Consider the following 14,763-nt stretch of genomic DNA (forward strand, 5'->3'; position numbering starts at 1 on the left):
TTACGGCCCCTGAGTGCATCCGGAGGCCCGCCCACCGGCCCGTCAGCCGCCCGCCGGGAGGGCTGCCCGTAGAATCACCCGCATGGAGGCCGAGTGAGTTCGATGCGTCGGCGCGACCTCACCCCCACCGATCGTCCCCGCCCCCGGCGCGCGGTCCCGCAGCTGCTCCGCTCTCTCGGTGCGGCTGCGCTCTCGATCGCGCTCCTGGGCTCCGCGCCGCCCGCGCACGCCGCCACCGCGGAGCAGCCCGCCGCCGTCTCCGACACGAGCCAGGCGACGGTCACCGCCACGGTCGGTGCGGCGAACGACGGTGTCCTGCTCCCCGGGCAGGACCTGCAGCTCGCGGTCTCGGTGCGCAACGGCACGACCGAGTCGATCGACGGCGCCCGGGTCGAGATCGCGATCGACGATGCGACCCTCGACTCCCGCGCCGAGCTCGCCGCGTGGCTCGACGGCGAGGCGGAGGACGACGGCACGCCGACCGGAGACGGCGCCGACGTGCGCCTCCTGCCCTCCAGCTCGGCCCAGGTGAGCATCACCGTGCCCGACACCTCGCTGCCCTTCTCCACCGACTTCGGCCGCGACCCCGAGGACTTCGGCAGCCACGCCCTCTCGGTGACGATCACCAGCCCCGGCGGCACCGTCGCGACGGCGCGCGGTGTCGTCGAGCTCTCGACCGGCATCCCGGCCGAGCAGGAGACCGGCGTCAGCGTCCTCGTGCCGCTCACGGTGCCCGACACCTCCGACGGCCTGCTCTCCGCCGAGACGCTGCAGGACTACACGCAGACGACCGGCACGCTCTCACGGCAGCTGGACAGCGTCGACGGCCGGGCCGTGACCATCGGGCTCGACCCGCGCATCCTCGCGTCGATCCGCGTGCTCGGCACCTCGGCCCCGGAGTCGGCGACCGCCTGGCTCGATCGGCTCGAGTCGGTGCCGAACGAGGTCTTCGCGCTCCCCTACGCCGACGCCGATGTCGCCGCGCAGGCGCAGTCGGGCCTCGCGACCCTCCTGGCGCCCACCTCGTTCGAGTACGCGCTCGATCCCGCTCTCTTCGCGCCGACGAGCACGGCGACGCCGACCCCGACGGCCGCCCCCGACGACTCCCCCGACCTCCCCGAGCGGCCGACCACCGAGTCGCTGCTGGCGTTCGACTGGTCGCCGACGGTCGGCGGCCTCGCCTGGCCCGACGGTCTCACCGTCCGCTCCGCCGATCTCGGCGTCTATGCCACCACCGGCATGAACCGCACCGTCGTCTCCTCCGCCAACCTCGAGCTGCCGGAGGACGTCTCGACGACGACCCGCGCGACGATCGACGGCCACGACGTCGTCGTCGCCGACAGCGCCCTCTCCACCGCCTTCGACGCCGCCGTCAGCGCGAGCACCGACTCCGAGTGGCGGGCGAGCACGGCCGATCTCACCGCCGATCTCGCGCAGTTGCAGCGCGAGGGCGAGTCGCCCTCCGTCGTCCTCGCGCTGGACCGCGGCGCCGCGATCGACGGCGTCCGCCTGTCGCAGACCCTGGACGCCGTCGACGCGCTGCCCTGGGCGGAGGGCTCGTCCCTCGCCGCAGCCCTCACCTCCCCCGCCACCGAGGACGCGACGGTCGTCGACAGCCCGGAGTCGGAGCAGCGCCTCGAGGCGGTCTCCGATCTCCTCACGGCCGCGGCCCGGGTGGAGGCGTTCTCCGCCGTGCTCACGCAGCCCGAGCTGCTCGGCGGCAAGCGCCGCAACGACCTGCTCGCCCTGCTGTCGGTGACCTGGCGCGAGGACGCGACCGGCTGGCAGGAGGCGGTCGCCGCGAGCCGCGACCAGGCCGACACCACGCTCTCCTCCGTCGCGATCGAGAGCTCCGACAGCGTCACGCAGCTCTCCCGCGACTCGAGCATCCCGGTCTACGTCCGCAACGACCTGCCCTGGCCGGTCACGGTGCGGATCCAGGCCTCGACCTCGAACGCCGTCCTCGACATCGACGAGTCCTCCGTCGAGCCCACCGCGATCGACGCCCGCTCGCAGGGCCGCGTCCTCATCCCGGTGAAGGCGCGGGTCGGCAACGGCGAGACCGAGCTGCGCATGCAGCTGACCGCCGAGGACGGCACGCCGATCGGAGCGCCGACGAGCATCGTCACCAACGTCCGCGCCGATTGGGAGACCGTCGGCACGCTCGGCGTCGGGATCCTCCTCGTCCTCGTCTTCGGCATCGGCATCCTCCGCAACATCCGCCGTCGCCGTCGCGGCGACACCCCCGACGAGCCGGACGAGGACCCGAACGCCGTGCTCGCGGTCCAGCCGGGCCTCGACGACGACCGAACGGACCCCCGTGGCTAGCTTCTCCCTCGGTCGCGCGAGCGCCGTCCTCGCCTCCGGCACGATGGTCTCGCGGGTCCTCGGCTTCGTGATGTCGCTGGTCTTCACCCAGACCGTCGGCCTCGTCGGTCAGGGCGCCGACGCCTTCACCGTCGCCAACGGCCTCCCCAACACGATCTACGCGATCATCGCGGGCGGCGCGCTGAACGCCGTCCTCGTCCCCCAGATCGTGCGGGCCGGCCTCGACAAGGACGGCGGCCAGCGCTACATCGACAAGCTGCTGACCCTCGCGCTGCTCGTCCTCCTCGGCGCCGCCGTGATCGCGACGCTGGCCGCCCCGTTGCTGATCCAGCTGAACGCCTCGCAGTACGGGCCGGAGCAGACCCGCCTCGCCGTCACCTTCGCCTACTGGTGCCTGCCGCAGGTGTTCTTCTACGGGCTGTACACGATCCTCGGCGAGGTGCTCAACGCCCGCGGCTCCTTCGGTCCGTTCACCTGGACCCCGGTCGTCAACAACGTCGTCGCCATCGGCGGACTGCTGGCGTTCCAGCAGCTCTTCGGCTCCGACGGCGGAGGCGACCGCTCGGCGACGGCCTGGACTCCGGAGATGATCGCCGTCCTCGCCGGCTCTGCGACGCTCGGAGTCGCCCTGCAGGCGATCCTGCTGGTCTTCTTCTGGAAGCGGGTGGGTCTGCGCTACCGCCCCGACTTCAGCGTCCGCGGCGTCGGCCTCGGCCGCGCCGGGAGGATCGCGGGCTGGACGTTCGCGACCCTCCTCCTGACCGTCGCCGCCGGCTTCCTCGAGAACAACACGGTGAGCGGCCCCTCGGGCGAGGACGCCTCCGCCACCGCCCTGCAGAAGGCCTGGCTGGTCTTCATGCTCCCGCACTCGGTGATCGCCGTCTCGATCGCCACCGCGTACTACACGAAGATGAGCGGCCACGCCTCGCGCAACGAGATGAAGGACTTCCGGAGCGACATCTCGACGTCGATCCGCGTGGTCGGGCTCTTCCTCTTCTTCGCCGCCGCCGCCCTCGTCGTCTGCGCGCGCTCCTTCGCGACCATCTTCGCGCCGTCCGATCCCGCCGCGGCGGCCCAGATGGCGCTGATCATCACCGCCTACGTGATCGTGCTGCCGCTGTTCTCGACGCTCGCGATCGTGCAGCGGGCCTTCTACGCGCTCAACGACGGCCGCACGCCGTTCTTCTACACGCTGGTGCAGACCGCGATCATCGTCGTCGGCTGCGGCATCGCCTTCCTCCTGCCGGACGATTCCACCGCCTTCTTCGTCGCGCTCTCCGTCTCGGCCGGCGTCGCCGTCCAGGCGCTGCTCGCCTGCGTTCTGCTGCGCCGCAAGCTCGGCGGCTGGGGCGGCACCCGCATCGTGTTCCGCTTCGCCACCTACGCCGTCGCGACGCTCCCGTCGATCGGAGCCGGAGTCCTGGTGATGTTCGCCCTCGCCCAGGCCGACGACTACCCCGCCGCCGGCTGGCCGCAGGCGCTGATCTCGATGGTGATCACCGGGGTCGTCATGGCGCTCGTCTACTTCGGCGCTCTCTGGCTCGTCAAGGTGCCGGAGCTGCGCGCGATGGCGGCGCCGTTCCTCCGCCGCCTCGGGCGCTGATCCCCGCCACGGCGGCGCGCCGTTCCTGAGAGCCCCCGTCGCGACGCTGGGACAAACCCGGAGCGGTGGTGCGCCCTCGGGCACGACGTGGAAGGGTGGGGGCGTCCTCCGGCAGAGCCGCCCCCCCTCCACCCTCCCGCCGACCCGGAAGGCGCGATGCGCTCCACCTTCGTCCTGCTCCGCGTGCTCGTCGCGGCCGCCGTCCTCACCGCCACCACGGTGAGCTTCCTCGACTCCCACGCGTTCTGGGTCGAGGCCCGCTTCCGCGACCGCGCGACCCTCGCCGCCAACTTCTTCAGCTACATCACCGTCGAGGTCTGCCTGCTCGCGGTGGTCGTCCTGCTGATCGGCGCGGTGGTCCTCGCCCGCGGCGCCCTCCCGGAACCGCGCTGGTTCGCCTGGCTGCGCGCAGGGGTCGTCACCTACATGGTCGTGATCGGAGTGGTCTACAACCTGCTGCTGCGCGGCACGGTGGTCACCGGTGCCGGAGCAGGCCAGGACTGGACGAACGAGATCATGCACGTCGTCGCCCCGCTCGCTCTGATCCTCGACTGGCTCTTCGCGCCCGGCCGGCGCCCGCTCTCCTGGGCCGTCGTCCCCGCCCTGCTCGCCTTCCCCGTCGCCTGGTTCGTCTACACGATCGTCCGGGCACCGCTCGTCTACGACCAGATGAAGCACGAGCAGGTCTGGTACCCGTACCCGTTCCTCGATCCGCGCCTCGCGGACCCGCCGCTCGTCCCGGGCGGGATGATCGCGGTCGTCTTCTACGTCGTCGCGATGACCGCGGTCTTCGCCTCCGCGGGCTGGCTGACGGTCCTGATCTCGCGACGCTCGATCGGGCAGCGCCGGACCCCCGAGGCACCCGTGGAGAAAGAGCCGGTCAGCGCGGCTTTCACCGCTTCTCCTCGCCGCTCGGTGCCGCGAGGCTGACCGCGGGCCGAGTGCCTCCGGCGCCGCGGAATAGGCCCCACCTAGGATGTGTTGTAGCCCCTGGAGCCCGGAACGATCGAGCGAGCGGGTCCGGCTCCGCGGCACACCGCAGACCACAGAAACCACCCCCGCTCAGCACAGACCTCGAGGAGTTGCCGTGCGCGACATCGTCATCATCGGATCCGGCCCCGCAGGCTGGACGGCCGCCATCTACGCGGCGCGCGCCGATCTGCACCCCGTGGTCGTCGCTTCGTCCGTCGAGATCGGCGGCGACCTGATGAACACCACGGACGTCGAGAACTTCCCAGGCTTCCCGGACGGCGTCCTCGGCCCCGAGCTGATGACCGCCATGCAGAAGCAGGCGGAGAAGTTCGGCGCCGACACCTTCTACGACGACGTCGTCTCCCTCGACCTCGAGGGCGAGACGAAGACGATCCACCTCGGCTCCGGCGAGAGCATCGAGGCGAAGACCGTGGTCGTCGCCACCGGCTCCGCCTACCGCAAGCTGGGCCTCCACGACGAGGACCGCCTTTCGGGACACGGTGTCTCATGGTGTGCCACCTGCGACGGCTTCTTCTTCAAGGGCAAGACCATCGCCGTGGTCGGCGGCGGCGACTCCGCGATGGAGGAGGCGACCTTCCTCACCAAGTTCGCCGAGAAGGTCTACGTCATCCATCGCAAGGACTCGCTCCGCGCCTCCAAGGTGATGCAGAAGCGCGCTCGCGACAACGAGAAGATCGAGTTCGTCTGGAACACCGAGGTCACCGGCATCACCGGTGAGAACCACGTGAACGGCGTCAAGCTGCGCAACACGGTCGACGGCACCGAGTCGAAGCTGGAGCTCGACGGCCTCTTCATCGCGATCGGCAACGACCCGCGCACCCACATCGTGCACGGCAAGCTCGACCTGACGACCGACGGCACCATCGCCGTCTCGGGTCGCTCGTCGCAGACCTCCGTGGCGGGCGTCTTCGCCGCCGGCGACGTGATCGACCCGACCTACCGTCAGGCCGTCACCGCCGCCGCGTCGGGCACCGTCGCCGCCCTCGACGCCGAGCACTACCTCGCCGCCCTCACCGACGGGATCGCCAGCACCGAGGGCACCCCGGCGGAAGAGCTCCTCACCCTCTGACCCTCCCACCACATCCGCACTCGCGCCGATTCACCGGCGCACGAAGGAGAAAATCGTCATGTCCACCGCGAAGAGCGTCACCGACGCATCGTTCCAGGCCGATGTCCTCGACTCCGAGAAGACCGTCCTGGTCGACTTCTGGGCCGAGTGGTGCGGCCCCTGCCGCATGGTCGCCCCGATCCTCGACCAGATCTCGGCCGAGCACGGCGACAAGATCGAGATCGTCAAGCTGAACGTCGACGAGAACCCGCAGATCGCCGCGAAGTACCAGATCACGTCGATCCCGGCGCTGAAGGTCTACCAGAAGGGCGAGGTCGTCAAGACCGTCATCGGCGCCAAGCCGAAGCCCGCGCTCGAGGCCGACCTCGCCGCGTTCCTCTGAGTTCGACTCCCCTGAGTTCGACTCCCTGAGTTCGACTCCCCTGTCGAAGCCCTCGCGCCCTCCGGTGCGGGGGCTTCGTCGTTCCCCGTGTTTCACGTGAAACGGCCGGAGAAGCCAGTCCACGGGCGCGTCAGTGGCGTGCCTCCGCCCGGTCCGGCCTGAGAGCCGCCGAGTATTCTGGACCGATCCGATATCCGGTCTCACAAGACCCCGTCCACCGAGCGAAGCGAACCCATCGTGATCAACCGCGGCACCAATCTCGACCCCTGGTACGACTCCTACGCGGAGCGCACGGCCGGCCTCGCGGCCAGCGAGGTCCGAGCACTGTTCGCCGTGGCCTCGCGTCCAGAGGTCGTCTCACTCGCCGGTGGGATGCCGTTCGTCTCGGCCCTCCCCCAAGGCCTGGTGACCGACGCCATGGCGACCGTGATGCGCGACCAGGGACCCGTCGCGCTGCAGTACGGCTCCGGTCAGGGCGTACCCGTCCTCCGCGAGCAGATCCTCGAGGTGATGGCACTCGAGGGCATCTCCGCCAGCGCCGACGACGTCGTCGTCACCACAGGCTCGCAGCACGCCCTGGAGCTCGTCTCCAAGATCTTCCTCGACCCGGGCGACGTCGTGCTGTCCGAGGGGCCGAGCTATGTCACCGCGATGGTGATCTTCCGCTCCTACCAGGCCGAGGTCGAGCACGTCGCGATGGACGAGCACGGGCTGATCCCTGCTTCACTGCGCGAGCACATCACGCGCGTGCGGGCCGCCGGAAAGCGGATCAAGTTCCTGTACACGATCCCGACCTTCCACAACCCGGCCGGAGTGACGCTCAGCTGGGAGCGCCGCGTCGAGATCCTCGAGATCTGCAAGAGCGAGGGCATCCTCGTCCTCGAGGACAACCCCTACGGGCTCCTCTACTTCGAGGACGTGCCGCCGAAGGCGATGCGCTCGCTCGAGGAGGACGGCGTCATCTACCTCGGCACCTTCTCGAAGACCCTCGCCCCGGGCTTCCGGGTCGGCTGGGCGCTCGCTCCGCACGCGATCCGGGAACGGCTGATCCTGGCGAACGAGGCCGCGGTACTCAGCCCCTCCTCCTTCAGTCAGCTGGTGATCTCGAAGTACCTCGAGACCGCGGACTGGCGCGCCCAGATCGACACCTTCCGCGGCGTCTACCGGGAGCGCAAGGAGGCGATGCTCCGCGCCCTGCAGGCCCACCTGCCAGGCCTCAGCTGGACCAACCCGAACGGCGGCTTCTACGTCTGGGTCACCTTGCCCGATGAGCTCGACTCGAAGTCGATGCTCCCACGCGCGGTGAAAGAGCTCGTCGCCTATACCCCTGGTACCGCCTTCTTCGGCAACGGCGATGGCCGGCAGAACATCCGGCTGTCGTTCTGCTACCCCACGCCGGACCGCATCACCGAGGGAATCCGCCGGCTCGCGACGGTGATCAACGGCGAGCTCGACCTGCTGTCGACCTTCGCCGGGACAGGCGAGCCGTCCCGCTCCGTCGCCGACCCCCGCGACGCCGCTCTCCCGCCCACCGTCTCCTGAGACCGACCGTCCCACGCAAGACCGATCGACAAAAGGCCTGATCATGACTGATTTCTCCGCGCTCGACCGTGCCTTCGACATCGTGGTGATCAGCGGAGGAATCAGCCACGAGCGCGACGTGTCACTCCGCTCGGGGCGCCGCGTCGCCGACCGCCTCTCCGCGATGGGTCACCGGATCACGCACCGGGAGCCCGACGCCGGCCTGCTCGCCGCACTGACCGCTCAGCGCCCCGACATCGTCTGGCCTGCGGTGCACGGAGCGAGCGGCGAGGACGGCGCGCTGCTCGGTCTCCTGGAGGCGGCCGGCTTCCCCTACGTGGGCTCGCGGACGGACGCTGCTCGACTGGCCTGGTTCAAGCCGACCGCGAAGACCCTCGTGTCCAGGGCGGGCTTCGCGACGCCGCGCTCGATCACCCTGCCCCGAGAGACCTTCCGCGAGCTCGGCGCGGCCGGCATCCTCGAGCGGGTGCGGGCGCACCTTCCCGGCCCGCTCGTCGTCAAGCCGGCGCAGGGCGGCTCGGCGCAGGGCGTCAGCCTCGTGGAGCAGGCTGACCAGCTGCCACGCGCCATGGTCGACGCGTACACCTACGGCGAGGTCGCACTGATCGAGCAGCAGATCCTCGGTACGGAGGTGTCCGTCGGCGTCCTCGATCTCGGAGACGGCCCGTTCGCCCTCCCGCCGGTCGAGATCGAGCCGGTCGCCGGTCGCTACACCTTCGAGGCCCGCTACAACGCCGGTGAGACCCGCTTCTACACCCCGGCCCGTCTCCCGGAGGAGACCCTCTCGGAGGTCTCTCGCGTCGCCGTCGCGGTCCACGAGCTGCTCGGCCTGCGCCACCTCTCCCGCCTCGACTTCATCGTCGATCCCGCCGGCCTCCCCTGGTTCTTCGACGCGAACGTCCTCCCCGGCATGACCGAGACCTCCCTCATCCCCCAGGCCATCGAGGCCTCCGGCCGCTACCTCGGCGACGTCTACTCCACGCTCGCCCGCCTGGCCCTCACCCCCTGACCCGTTTCACGTGAAACATCCGTCGGGCGCCGTCCGCGGGTAGGTCTCGAGACGGCGCTCCGCGCCTACTCGACCAACAAGCCCGCAACACACGCCCCCCTTCTTGCTGGTCGAGTAGCCCCGCGGGGGCGTATCGAGACCCACGACCACCACAACAGCGGCGGACGTGGATCTCGATACGCCGCTCTCCGGCTACCCAATCAACTTGTCGTCACCGTGCACGACGATCACGAAGTCCGCCCCCCGCGCCACCGTTTCACGTGAAACGCCCCGCCGCTCTACGGCGCCAGCGAGACCTCGGTCGGCTCGCCGATCTCCGCGAGAATGCGGTTCAAGTCCTGGATCGTCGCGAAATCGATCACGACCTGCCCCTTCCGCGCCCCCAGGGTCACCTTCACCCGCGTGTTCAGACGGTCGCCGAGGTGATCCGCGACGGTGGTGAGGTGGCCGACGTGCCCGCCCTGCTCCTCCTCCGGCTCGCGCACCGGCGCCTTAGGCGCCTTCATCTGCGCGGCCGCGGCTTCCGCCGCACGAACGGACAGGTCCTCGTTCACGATCTTGTCCGCGAGCCGCCGCATCAGCTCCGGTGTCTCCACCGACAGCACGGCACGAGCATGCCCGGCGCTCAGCACGCCGGCCGCCACCCGCGCCTGCACATCCGCCGGCAGGCGCAGCAGTCGCAGCGTGTTCGAGATCTGCGGCCGCGACCGTCCCAGTCGCGTCGCGAGCGCCTCCTGCGTAATGCCGAAATCGCTCAGCAGCTGCTGGTAGGCCGAGGCCTCCTCGAGCGGGTTCAGCTCCGCACGATGCAGGTTCTCCAGCAGCGCGTCGCGGAGCATGTTCTCGTCGGCCGTGTCCTTGACGACCGCGGGGATCGTCGTCAGCCCCGCCGCCTTCGAGGCGCGGAAACGCCGCTCGCCCATCACGAGCTCGTACTTCGCACCCTTGCGCCCGGTCACGGGGCGCACCACGATCGGCTGCAGCACCCCGAACTCGCTGATGCTGTGCACCAGCTCTGCCAGCTCGTCCTGGTCGAAGACCGACCGGGGCTGCGCCGCGTTCGGGACGATCTCCGAGAGCGGCAGCCGCGCGAGCCGCGCGCCGGGGACCTGGAGCAGCTCGTCGTCCGCCTCCTGGTTGCCGATCTGATCCGGGAAGAAGACGTCGACGGGCCGCGAGCGGCTCTCGTCGCTGACGGGGATGAGGGCGCCGATGCCCCGGCCGAGTCCTGTGCGCTTGGTCGCCATCAGCGGGCCTCTCCTTCGGTGGTCGCGGTGACGGTCTTCGGCACGCCCCGGCGGGCGATCTCCGCGGCCGCCTCGAGGTAGGCGAGCGAACCGGACGATTGCGGGTCATAGCTGATCACGCTCTGCCCGTAGGACGGCGCCTCCGAGATCCGCACGTTCCGCGGGATCACGGCACGCAGTACCTCCTTCGGGAAGTGCTCGCGCACATCGGCGGCGACCTGGTTCGACAGATTGGTCCGGCCGTCGAACATGGTCAGCAGGATCGTCGACACCGCCAGATTCGGGTTCAGGTGCCGCTCGATGAGGTCGATGTTCTTGAGCAGCTGGCTCAGCCCTTCGAGCGCGTAGTACTCGCACTGGATCGGGATCAGCACTTCGCGCGCAGCGACGAAGGCGTTGATCGTCAGTAGACCGAGCGACGGCGGGCAGTCGATGAAGACGTAGTCGAACGGCTCGTCCATCGCCTTCAGCATCCGGTCGAGCGCGCGGCGGAGCCTCTGCTCGCGGGCGACGAGCGAGACCAGTTCGATCTCCGCACCGGCCAGGTGGATCGTCGCGGGGACGCCGAACAGCGTCTCGAACTCCGGGCTCTTCTGCACCACGTCTGCGAGCGGCGTGTCATTGACGATCACATCGTAGACACTCGCGGTCTCGGCGCGGTGCTCGATGCCGAGTGCCGTCGACGCATTGCCCTGCGGGTCGAGGTCGATCACGAGGACCTTGGCCTCGCCGCGAGCCAGGCCGGCCGCGAGGTTCACGGTCGTCGTCGTCTTGCCGACGCCGCCCTTCTGGTTCGAGATCGTGATGACGCGCGTCGTCTCCGGCTTCGGCAGCGGCTGTGCGTTGAGCAGCGCGCGTCGACGGGTCATGTCCGCGATCTCGCGAGCCAGCGGCGTCGAGGAGTCGAATCCTCCGGTCAGTCCAGCGGGGTCGGATCGTTTCACGTGAAACCTTCGCTCAGCGAGTGGAAGAGGGGCAGCACCGAGGAGTCGACAGTCGAGGATTCAGGGGATCACATGCGACGTCGTGGCGATCATCCCACTGTAGCTCGGACGACCCTCGTCACCTCGGAGAGCACGCCGTCACCGAGCACGACGACCTCGGGCTGGGTCAGCTTGAACCGGCGGATCTGCTTCGCCGCCGCCTCGATCTCACGGTCGGCATTGACGCCCTTCAGCAGGACCAGCTCGCCACCCGGCCGCAGCAGCGGGGCCGTCAGCGGGATCAGCTTCGAGAGGGCACTCACCGCTCGGGCGGTCACCTGGTCGAGCGGCTCAGCCAGTCGCACCTCCTCGGCCCGCGCCCGCAGAACCGAGACATTCTCGAGTTCGAGGGCGTCGACCTGCTCCTGCAGCCAGACGATGCGGCGCTCCATCGGCTCGATCAGCACGAACCGCACGTCCGGCCGCACGATCGCCAGGACGAGCCCTGGCAGCCCCGCACCGCTTCCCACATCACCCACGAGCCCCGGGCGCAGCAGAGGGGCCACCAGGGCGCTGTTGAGGACGTGCCGCGTCCAGAGGCGCGGAAGCTCGAGCGGGCCGATGAGGCCGCGCTCCTCGCCCTCCTGGGCGAGCGCCTCCGTGAAGCGCCGCAGGACGGGCAGCCGCTCCCCCGCGATGGCGGCGGCGGCGGTCGGCTCCGGCTCGAGGGTCGGCTCCACGGCGCTCAGCCGCGGGTGATGACGGTGTGGCGCTCGCGGGCCTCGCCGCGCGACTCGGACACGAATCCGCGCTCGCCCACCATGTCGTGCACGAGCTTGCGCTCGTAGGACGACATCGGGGGGAGGGACGCCGACGTCGCGCCCTCCTCGATGCGCTCGATCGCGCGGTCGACCAGCTGGGCCAGCTCGGCCTCGCGGGCGTCGCGCGAGCCGCCGATGTCGAGGATGAGACGCGAGAACGCGCCCGTCTTCGTCTGCACGGCGAGGCGGGTCAGCTCCTGCAGGGCCTGCACCGCATCCGGGCGCGAGAGCACGCGGAGGTTGGTGTCACCGGTCGCGGTGACGGACAGGTAGGCGCGGCCGTTGCGAACTTCGATGTCGATGTCGCCGTCGAGGTCACAGATGTCGAGGAACTCCTCGATGTAGTCCGCGGCGACGTCGCCCTCGTCCTCGAGCTGCGACAGCGTCGGCTCCCCGGCATCGGAGGACCCCGCGGCCCGGTGCGAGGGCTCCTCGGCCGCCGGAGCGGACTCGTCCACGGACGACGGAGCGCCGGTGAAGATCTGCGTCGAATCGGTCATTCTGAGCCCTACTTCTTTCCGGCTTGCTTCTTGGAGCGGTTCTTACTGACGGGCTGCGAGCGCTGCACGACCTTCTTCTCGACCAGGGTCACCGTGCCGGCGTCGGTCGTCTCCTCGACGAGCTTGCCCTTGCGGCGCAGGCGCTCCTCGCGGGCCTTCGCGGCCTCACTGCCGGGGGTGGGCATGTTCCGGATGACGATGAACTGCTGGACCATCGTCCAGATGTTCGAGGTCAGCCAGTAGAACATGACGCCCAGGGGGAAGGCGAAGCCCGAGAAGGCGAAGACCAGGGGGAGGATGTAGAGCAGGATGCGCTGCTGCTTGAAGGTCGGCGAGGCCTTGGCCTCGGGCGACATGTTCTTCGAGACGATCTGCAGCTGGGTGATGAACTGCGAGGCCGTCATCAGGACGACCATGATGACCGCGATGACGACGACGAGCTCCTGGCCGCCCTCCGCGAGCGCGCCCTGAATCGACTGGTGCAGCGGCGCGATGCCGAAGAGGTTCGCCTCGCCGAACTGGCGGGCGAGGACATCGTCCAGCGGGCCGACGCCGCGCTGGCTGTGCTGCGCCGAGTTCAGCACCGAGAACAGGCTGAAGAAGATCGGCATCTGGATCAGCAGCGGCAGGCACGAGGCGAGCGGGTTGGTGCCGGTCTTCTTGTAGAGCTCCATCGTCTCGCGGGACATCGCCTCGCGGGACAGCTGATCGCGCTTGCCCTTGTACTTGTCCTGGATCTTCTTGAGTTGCGGCGCCACCTCCATCATGCGGCGCTGGCTCTTGATCTGCTTGACGAAGATCGGGATGAGCGCGGCGCGGATGACGAGGACCAGCCCCACGATCGACAGCACCCAGGTGATGCCGGCCGCCGCGTCGAGGCCGGTGAAGGTCAGCAGCTGGTGGAAGGCGACGAGGAGGAGCTCGACCACCCATTTGAGGGGCCAGAGAATCGTGCCGAGGAGGTCCATGGAAGCGGGTCAGTCCTTTCGAGGGCCCACGACGAACCCGAATCGCGTCACGGCGAAGCGGGTCCGGCCGGAAGCCGGTCGGTGCAGGGGGATCGAGGTCGGCACGTCGTCGATCCCGCCGGCCGCCCACGGGTGGCAGCGGAGGAGACGACGGGCGCCGAGGACGGACCCGAGGACGAGCCCGTGGAGCTGGACCGCCTGGAGTGCGTAGTGAGAGCACGACGGGTAGTAGCGGCAGACGTCGCCGTAGAGCGGCGAGATCACCGCGCGATACACGACGAGCAGCAGGATGCCGAGATTCCGCGGCAGCAGGAGCAGGGCCCAGCCCAGGCGGACGGCCCAGCCGGTCGCCGGTGCACCGAGCAGAGCGGCCGTCACCGGAGCGCCTCGCCCGCGCGCACGACGCGCGCCCGCGCGACCGCGGCGACGACGTCCTGCCGGAGAGCGGACCACGGGGCGTCGGCACTGCCGGGCAGCGCCCGGACGACGACGTCGGTCCCGGACTCGATCTGCGGCACGAGCTCGAAGGCGACCGCCTTCAGCCGGCGACGGACGGTGTTCCGCTTCACAGCGGTCCCGATGGTCTTGGCCACGATGAAGCCGAACCGCACCGGTGCGTCGCCGGAGGACTTCCGGACATACGTGACGGTGTGCGGTCCCGTGGACCGCACACCGCGACGGACGACTGCCCGGTACTCGCCTCCGAGGACGATGCGATGAGCTCTGGCCAGCACCGCTGGACGGAATCGCTTGGCGCTACGCCGAGAGCTCGGTGCGGCCCTTGGCGCGGCGAGCGCTCAGGATGCCGCGACCGGCACGCGTGCGCATGCGCAGACGGAAGCCGTGCACCTTGGCGCGACGACGGTTGTTCGGCTGGAAGGTTCGCTTGCTCATAGTCAGATCTCCACGTACGTGTTCCGCGGCACGAGCGGGGCCGCACGCCGGTGGCGAGGGCTCCGGATCGACCGGGAAGAGGGGGTGCCCGGGTGCCGTTCCGCTCGATCCGCGAGGACCGTGCTCCCGACGCCGGGCAGGCGTCAACTGACTTAAACTACGTCCTCCGCCGCCACCGGTCAAATGTGCCGCGGCCGAAACCTCGATTCTGCACACGTCGCCGCCCGGTCGCCGCATTGACACGCGGGTGTCGCTGTGGTGGATTTGTCTCCCATCGGCTCCGTTCGTTACCGTGTTGAGCCGCAGTTATCCACAGGCGAGAACCGCCGCTCCCCGCGTCAGCGCCGGGATCGGCCGGTGCCGGTGGACGACCCTGTGCATGGATCGGGCCCCGGAGCACCGCTGGAACCGCGGATCCGCCGTCACGGACGACACCCCAGGACGGCGACCAGGATTTCGAGAGCGACCGAGGAACCGGAGACAG

The 14,763-nt window shown here is 69.9% G+C and carries 15 protein-coding genes; 7 read left to right on the plus strand and 8 right to left on the minus strand.

Translation table 11 applies throughout. The annotated features are described in order from the left end of the window. Positions 1 to 102: 102 nt before the first annotated feature. The 7 genes from GSU72_RS19610 to GSU72_RS19640 all read left to right on the plus strand — a co-directional run bounded on the left by GSU72_RS19610 (position 103) and on the right by GSU72_RS19640 (position 8,926). On the plus strand, positions 103 to 2,328 hold the full coding sequence (locus GSU72_RS19610) for a DUF6049 family protein (protein WP_244256151.1): 2,226 nt from the start codon (positions 103 to 105) through the stop codon (positions 2,326 to 2,328). After that, positions 2,321 to 3,931: a murein biosynthesis integral membrane protein MurJ gene (murJ, locus tag GSU72_RS19615; protein WP_244255905.1), complete on the plus strand. Its 1,611-nt coding sequence runs from the start codon at positions 2,321 to 2,323 to the stop codon at positions 3,929 to 3,931. The genes GSU72_RS19610 and murJ overlap by 8 nt, the downstream gene beginning before the upstream one ends. A 156-nt stretch (positions 3,932 to 4,087) precedes the next feature. After that, positions 4,088 to 4,861 carry a Pr6Pr family membrane protein gene (locus GSU72_RS19620; RefSeq protein WP_159986543.1) on the plus strand — a complete coding sequence of 258 codons (774 nt, stop codon included), beginning with the start codon at positions 4,088 to 4,090 and terminating at the stop codon, positions 4,859 to 4,861. Between the two features lie 157 nt (positions 4,862 to 5,018). Continuing rightward, complete coding sequence (trxB, locus tag GSU72_RS19625) at positions 5,019 to 5,993, plus strand: thioredoxin-disulfide reductase (RefSeq protein ID WP_159986544.1); 975 nt, start codon at positions 5,019 to 5,021, stop codon at positions 5,991 to 5,993. 58 nt (positions 5,994 to 6,051) lie between these two features. Beyond that, positions 6,052 to 6,375, plus strand: a complete 324-nt coding sequence (gene trxA / locus GSU72_RS19630; RefSeq protein WP_159986545.1) for a thioredoxin — start codon at positions 6,052 to 6,054, stop codon at positions 6,373 to 6,375. Positions 6,376 to 6,615: 240 nt separating this feature from the next. Then, positions 6,616 to 7,917 carry a PLP-dependent aminotransferase family protein gene (locus tag GSU72_RS19635; protein WP_208545231.1) on the plus strand — a complete coding sequence of 434 codons (1,302 nt, stop codon included), beginning with the start codon at positions 6,616 to 6,618 and terminating at the stop codon, positions 7,915 to 7,917. Between the two features lie 43 nt (positions 7,918 to 7,960). Continuing rightward, complete coding sequence (locus tag GSU72_RS19640; RefSeq protein ID WP_159986546.1) at positions 7,961 to 8,926, plus strand: D-alanine--D-alanine ligase; 966 nt, start codon at positions 7,961 to 7,963, stop codon at positions 8,924 to 8,926. Between the two features lie 278 nt (positions 8,927 to 9,204). Here GSU72_RS19640 and GSU72_RS19645 read toward each other — a convergent pair whose 3' ends face one another. The 8 genes from GSU72_RS19645 to rpmH all read right to left on the minus strand — a co-directional run bounded on the left by GSU72_RS19645 (position 9,205) and on the right by rpmH (position 14,279). After that, a complete protein-coding gene (locus GSU72_RS19645; protein WP_159986547.1) occupies positions 9,205 to 10,173 on the minus strand; it encodes a ParB/RepB/Spo0J family partition protein in 969 nt (322 codons plus the stop codon). Next, positions 10,173 to 11,042, minus strand: a complete 870-nt coding sequence (locus GSU72_RS19650; RefSeq protein WP_159986548.1) for a ParA family protein — start codon at positions 11,040 to 11,042, stop codon at positions 10,173 to 10,175. Before GSU72_RS19650 ends, GSU72_RS19645 begins: the two co-directional genes overlap by 1 nt. Positions 11,043 to 11,206: 164 nt before the next feature. Then, a complete protein-coding gene (gene rsmG, locus GSU72_RS19655) occupies positions 11,207 to 11,836 on the minus strand; it encodes a 16S rRNA (guanine(527)-N(7))-methyltransferase RsmG (protein WP_159986549.1) in 630 nt (209 codons plus the stop codon). Between the two features lie 5 nt (positions 11,837 to 11,841). Further along, complete coding sequence (locus tag GSU72_RS19660) at positions 11,842 to 12,417, minus strand: R3H domain-containing nucleic acid-binding protein (protein WP_159986550.1); 576 nt, start codon at positions 12,415 to 12,417, stop codon at positions 11,842 to 11,844. An 8-nt stretch (positions 12,418 to 12,425) separates the two neighbouring features. After that, on the minus strand, positions 12,426 to 13,385 hold the full coding sequence (yidC, locus tag GSU72_RS19665; RefSeq protein ID WP_159986551.1) for a membrane protein insertase YidC: 960 nt from the start codon (positions 13,383 to 13,385) through the stop codon (positions 12,426 to 12,428). Positions 13,386 to 13,394: 9 nt separating this feature from the next. Further along, positions 13,395 to 13,715, minus strand: a complete 321-nt coding sequence (yidD, locus tag GSU72_RS19670; RefSeq protein WP_159986964.1) for a membrane protein insertion efficiency factor YidD — start codon at positions 13,713 to 13,715, stop codon at positions 13,395 to 13,397. Positions 13,716 to 13,759: 44 nt separating this feature from the next. After that, positions 13,760 to 14,119 (minus strand): ribonuclease P protein component, encoded by a 360-nt coding sequence (gene rnpA, locus GSU72_RS19675; RefSeq protein ID WP_159986552.1) that lies wholly within the window; start codon positions 14,117 to 14,119, stop codon positions 13,760 to 13,762. 22 nt (positions 14,120 to 14,141) lie between these two features. Beyond that, positions 14,142 to 14,279 (minus strand): 50S ribosomal protein L34, encoded by a 138-nt coding sequence (gene rpmH / locus GSU72_RS19680; protein WP_055784512.1) that lies wholly within the window; start codon positions 14,277 to 14,279, stop codon positions 14,142 to 14,144. Positions 14,280 to 14,763 lie beyond the last annotated feature (484 nt).

The sequence above is a fragment of the Rathayibacter sp. VKM Ac-2760 genome (genome assembly GCF_009834185.1).
Taxonomy (GTDB): Bacteria; Actinomycetota; Actinomycetes; order Actinomycetales; family Microbacteriaceae; genus Rathayibacter.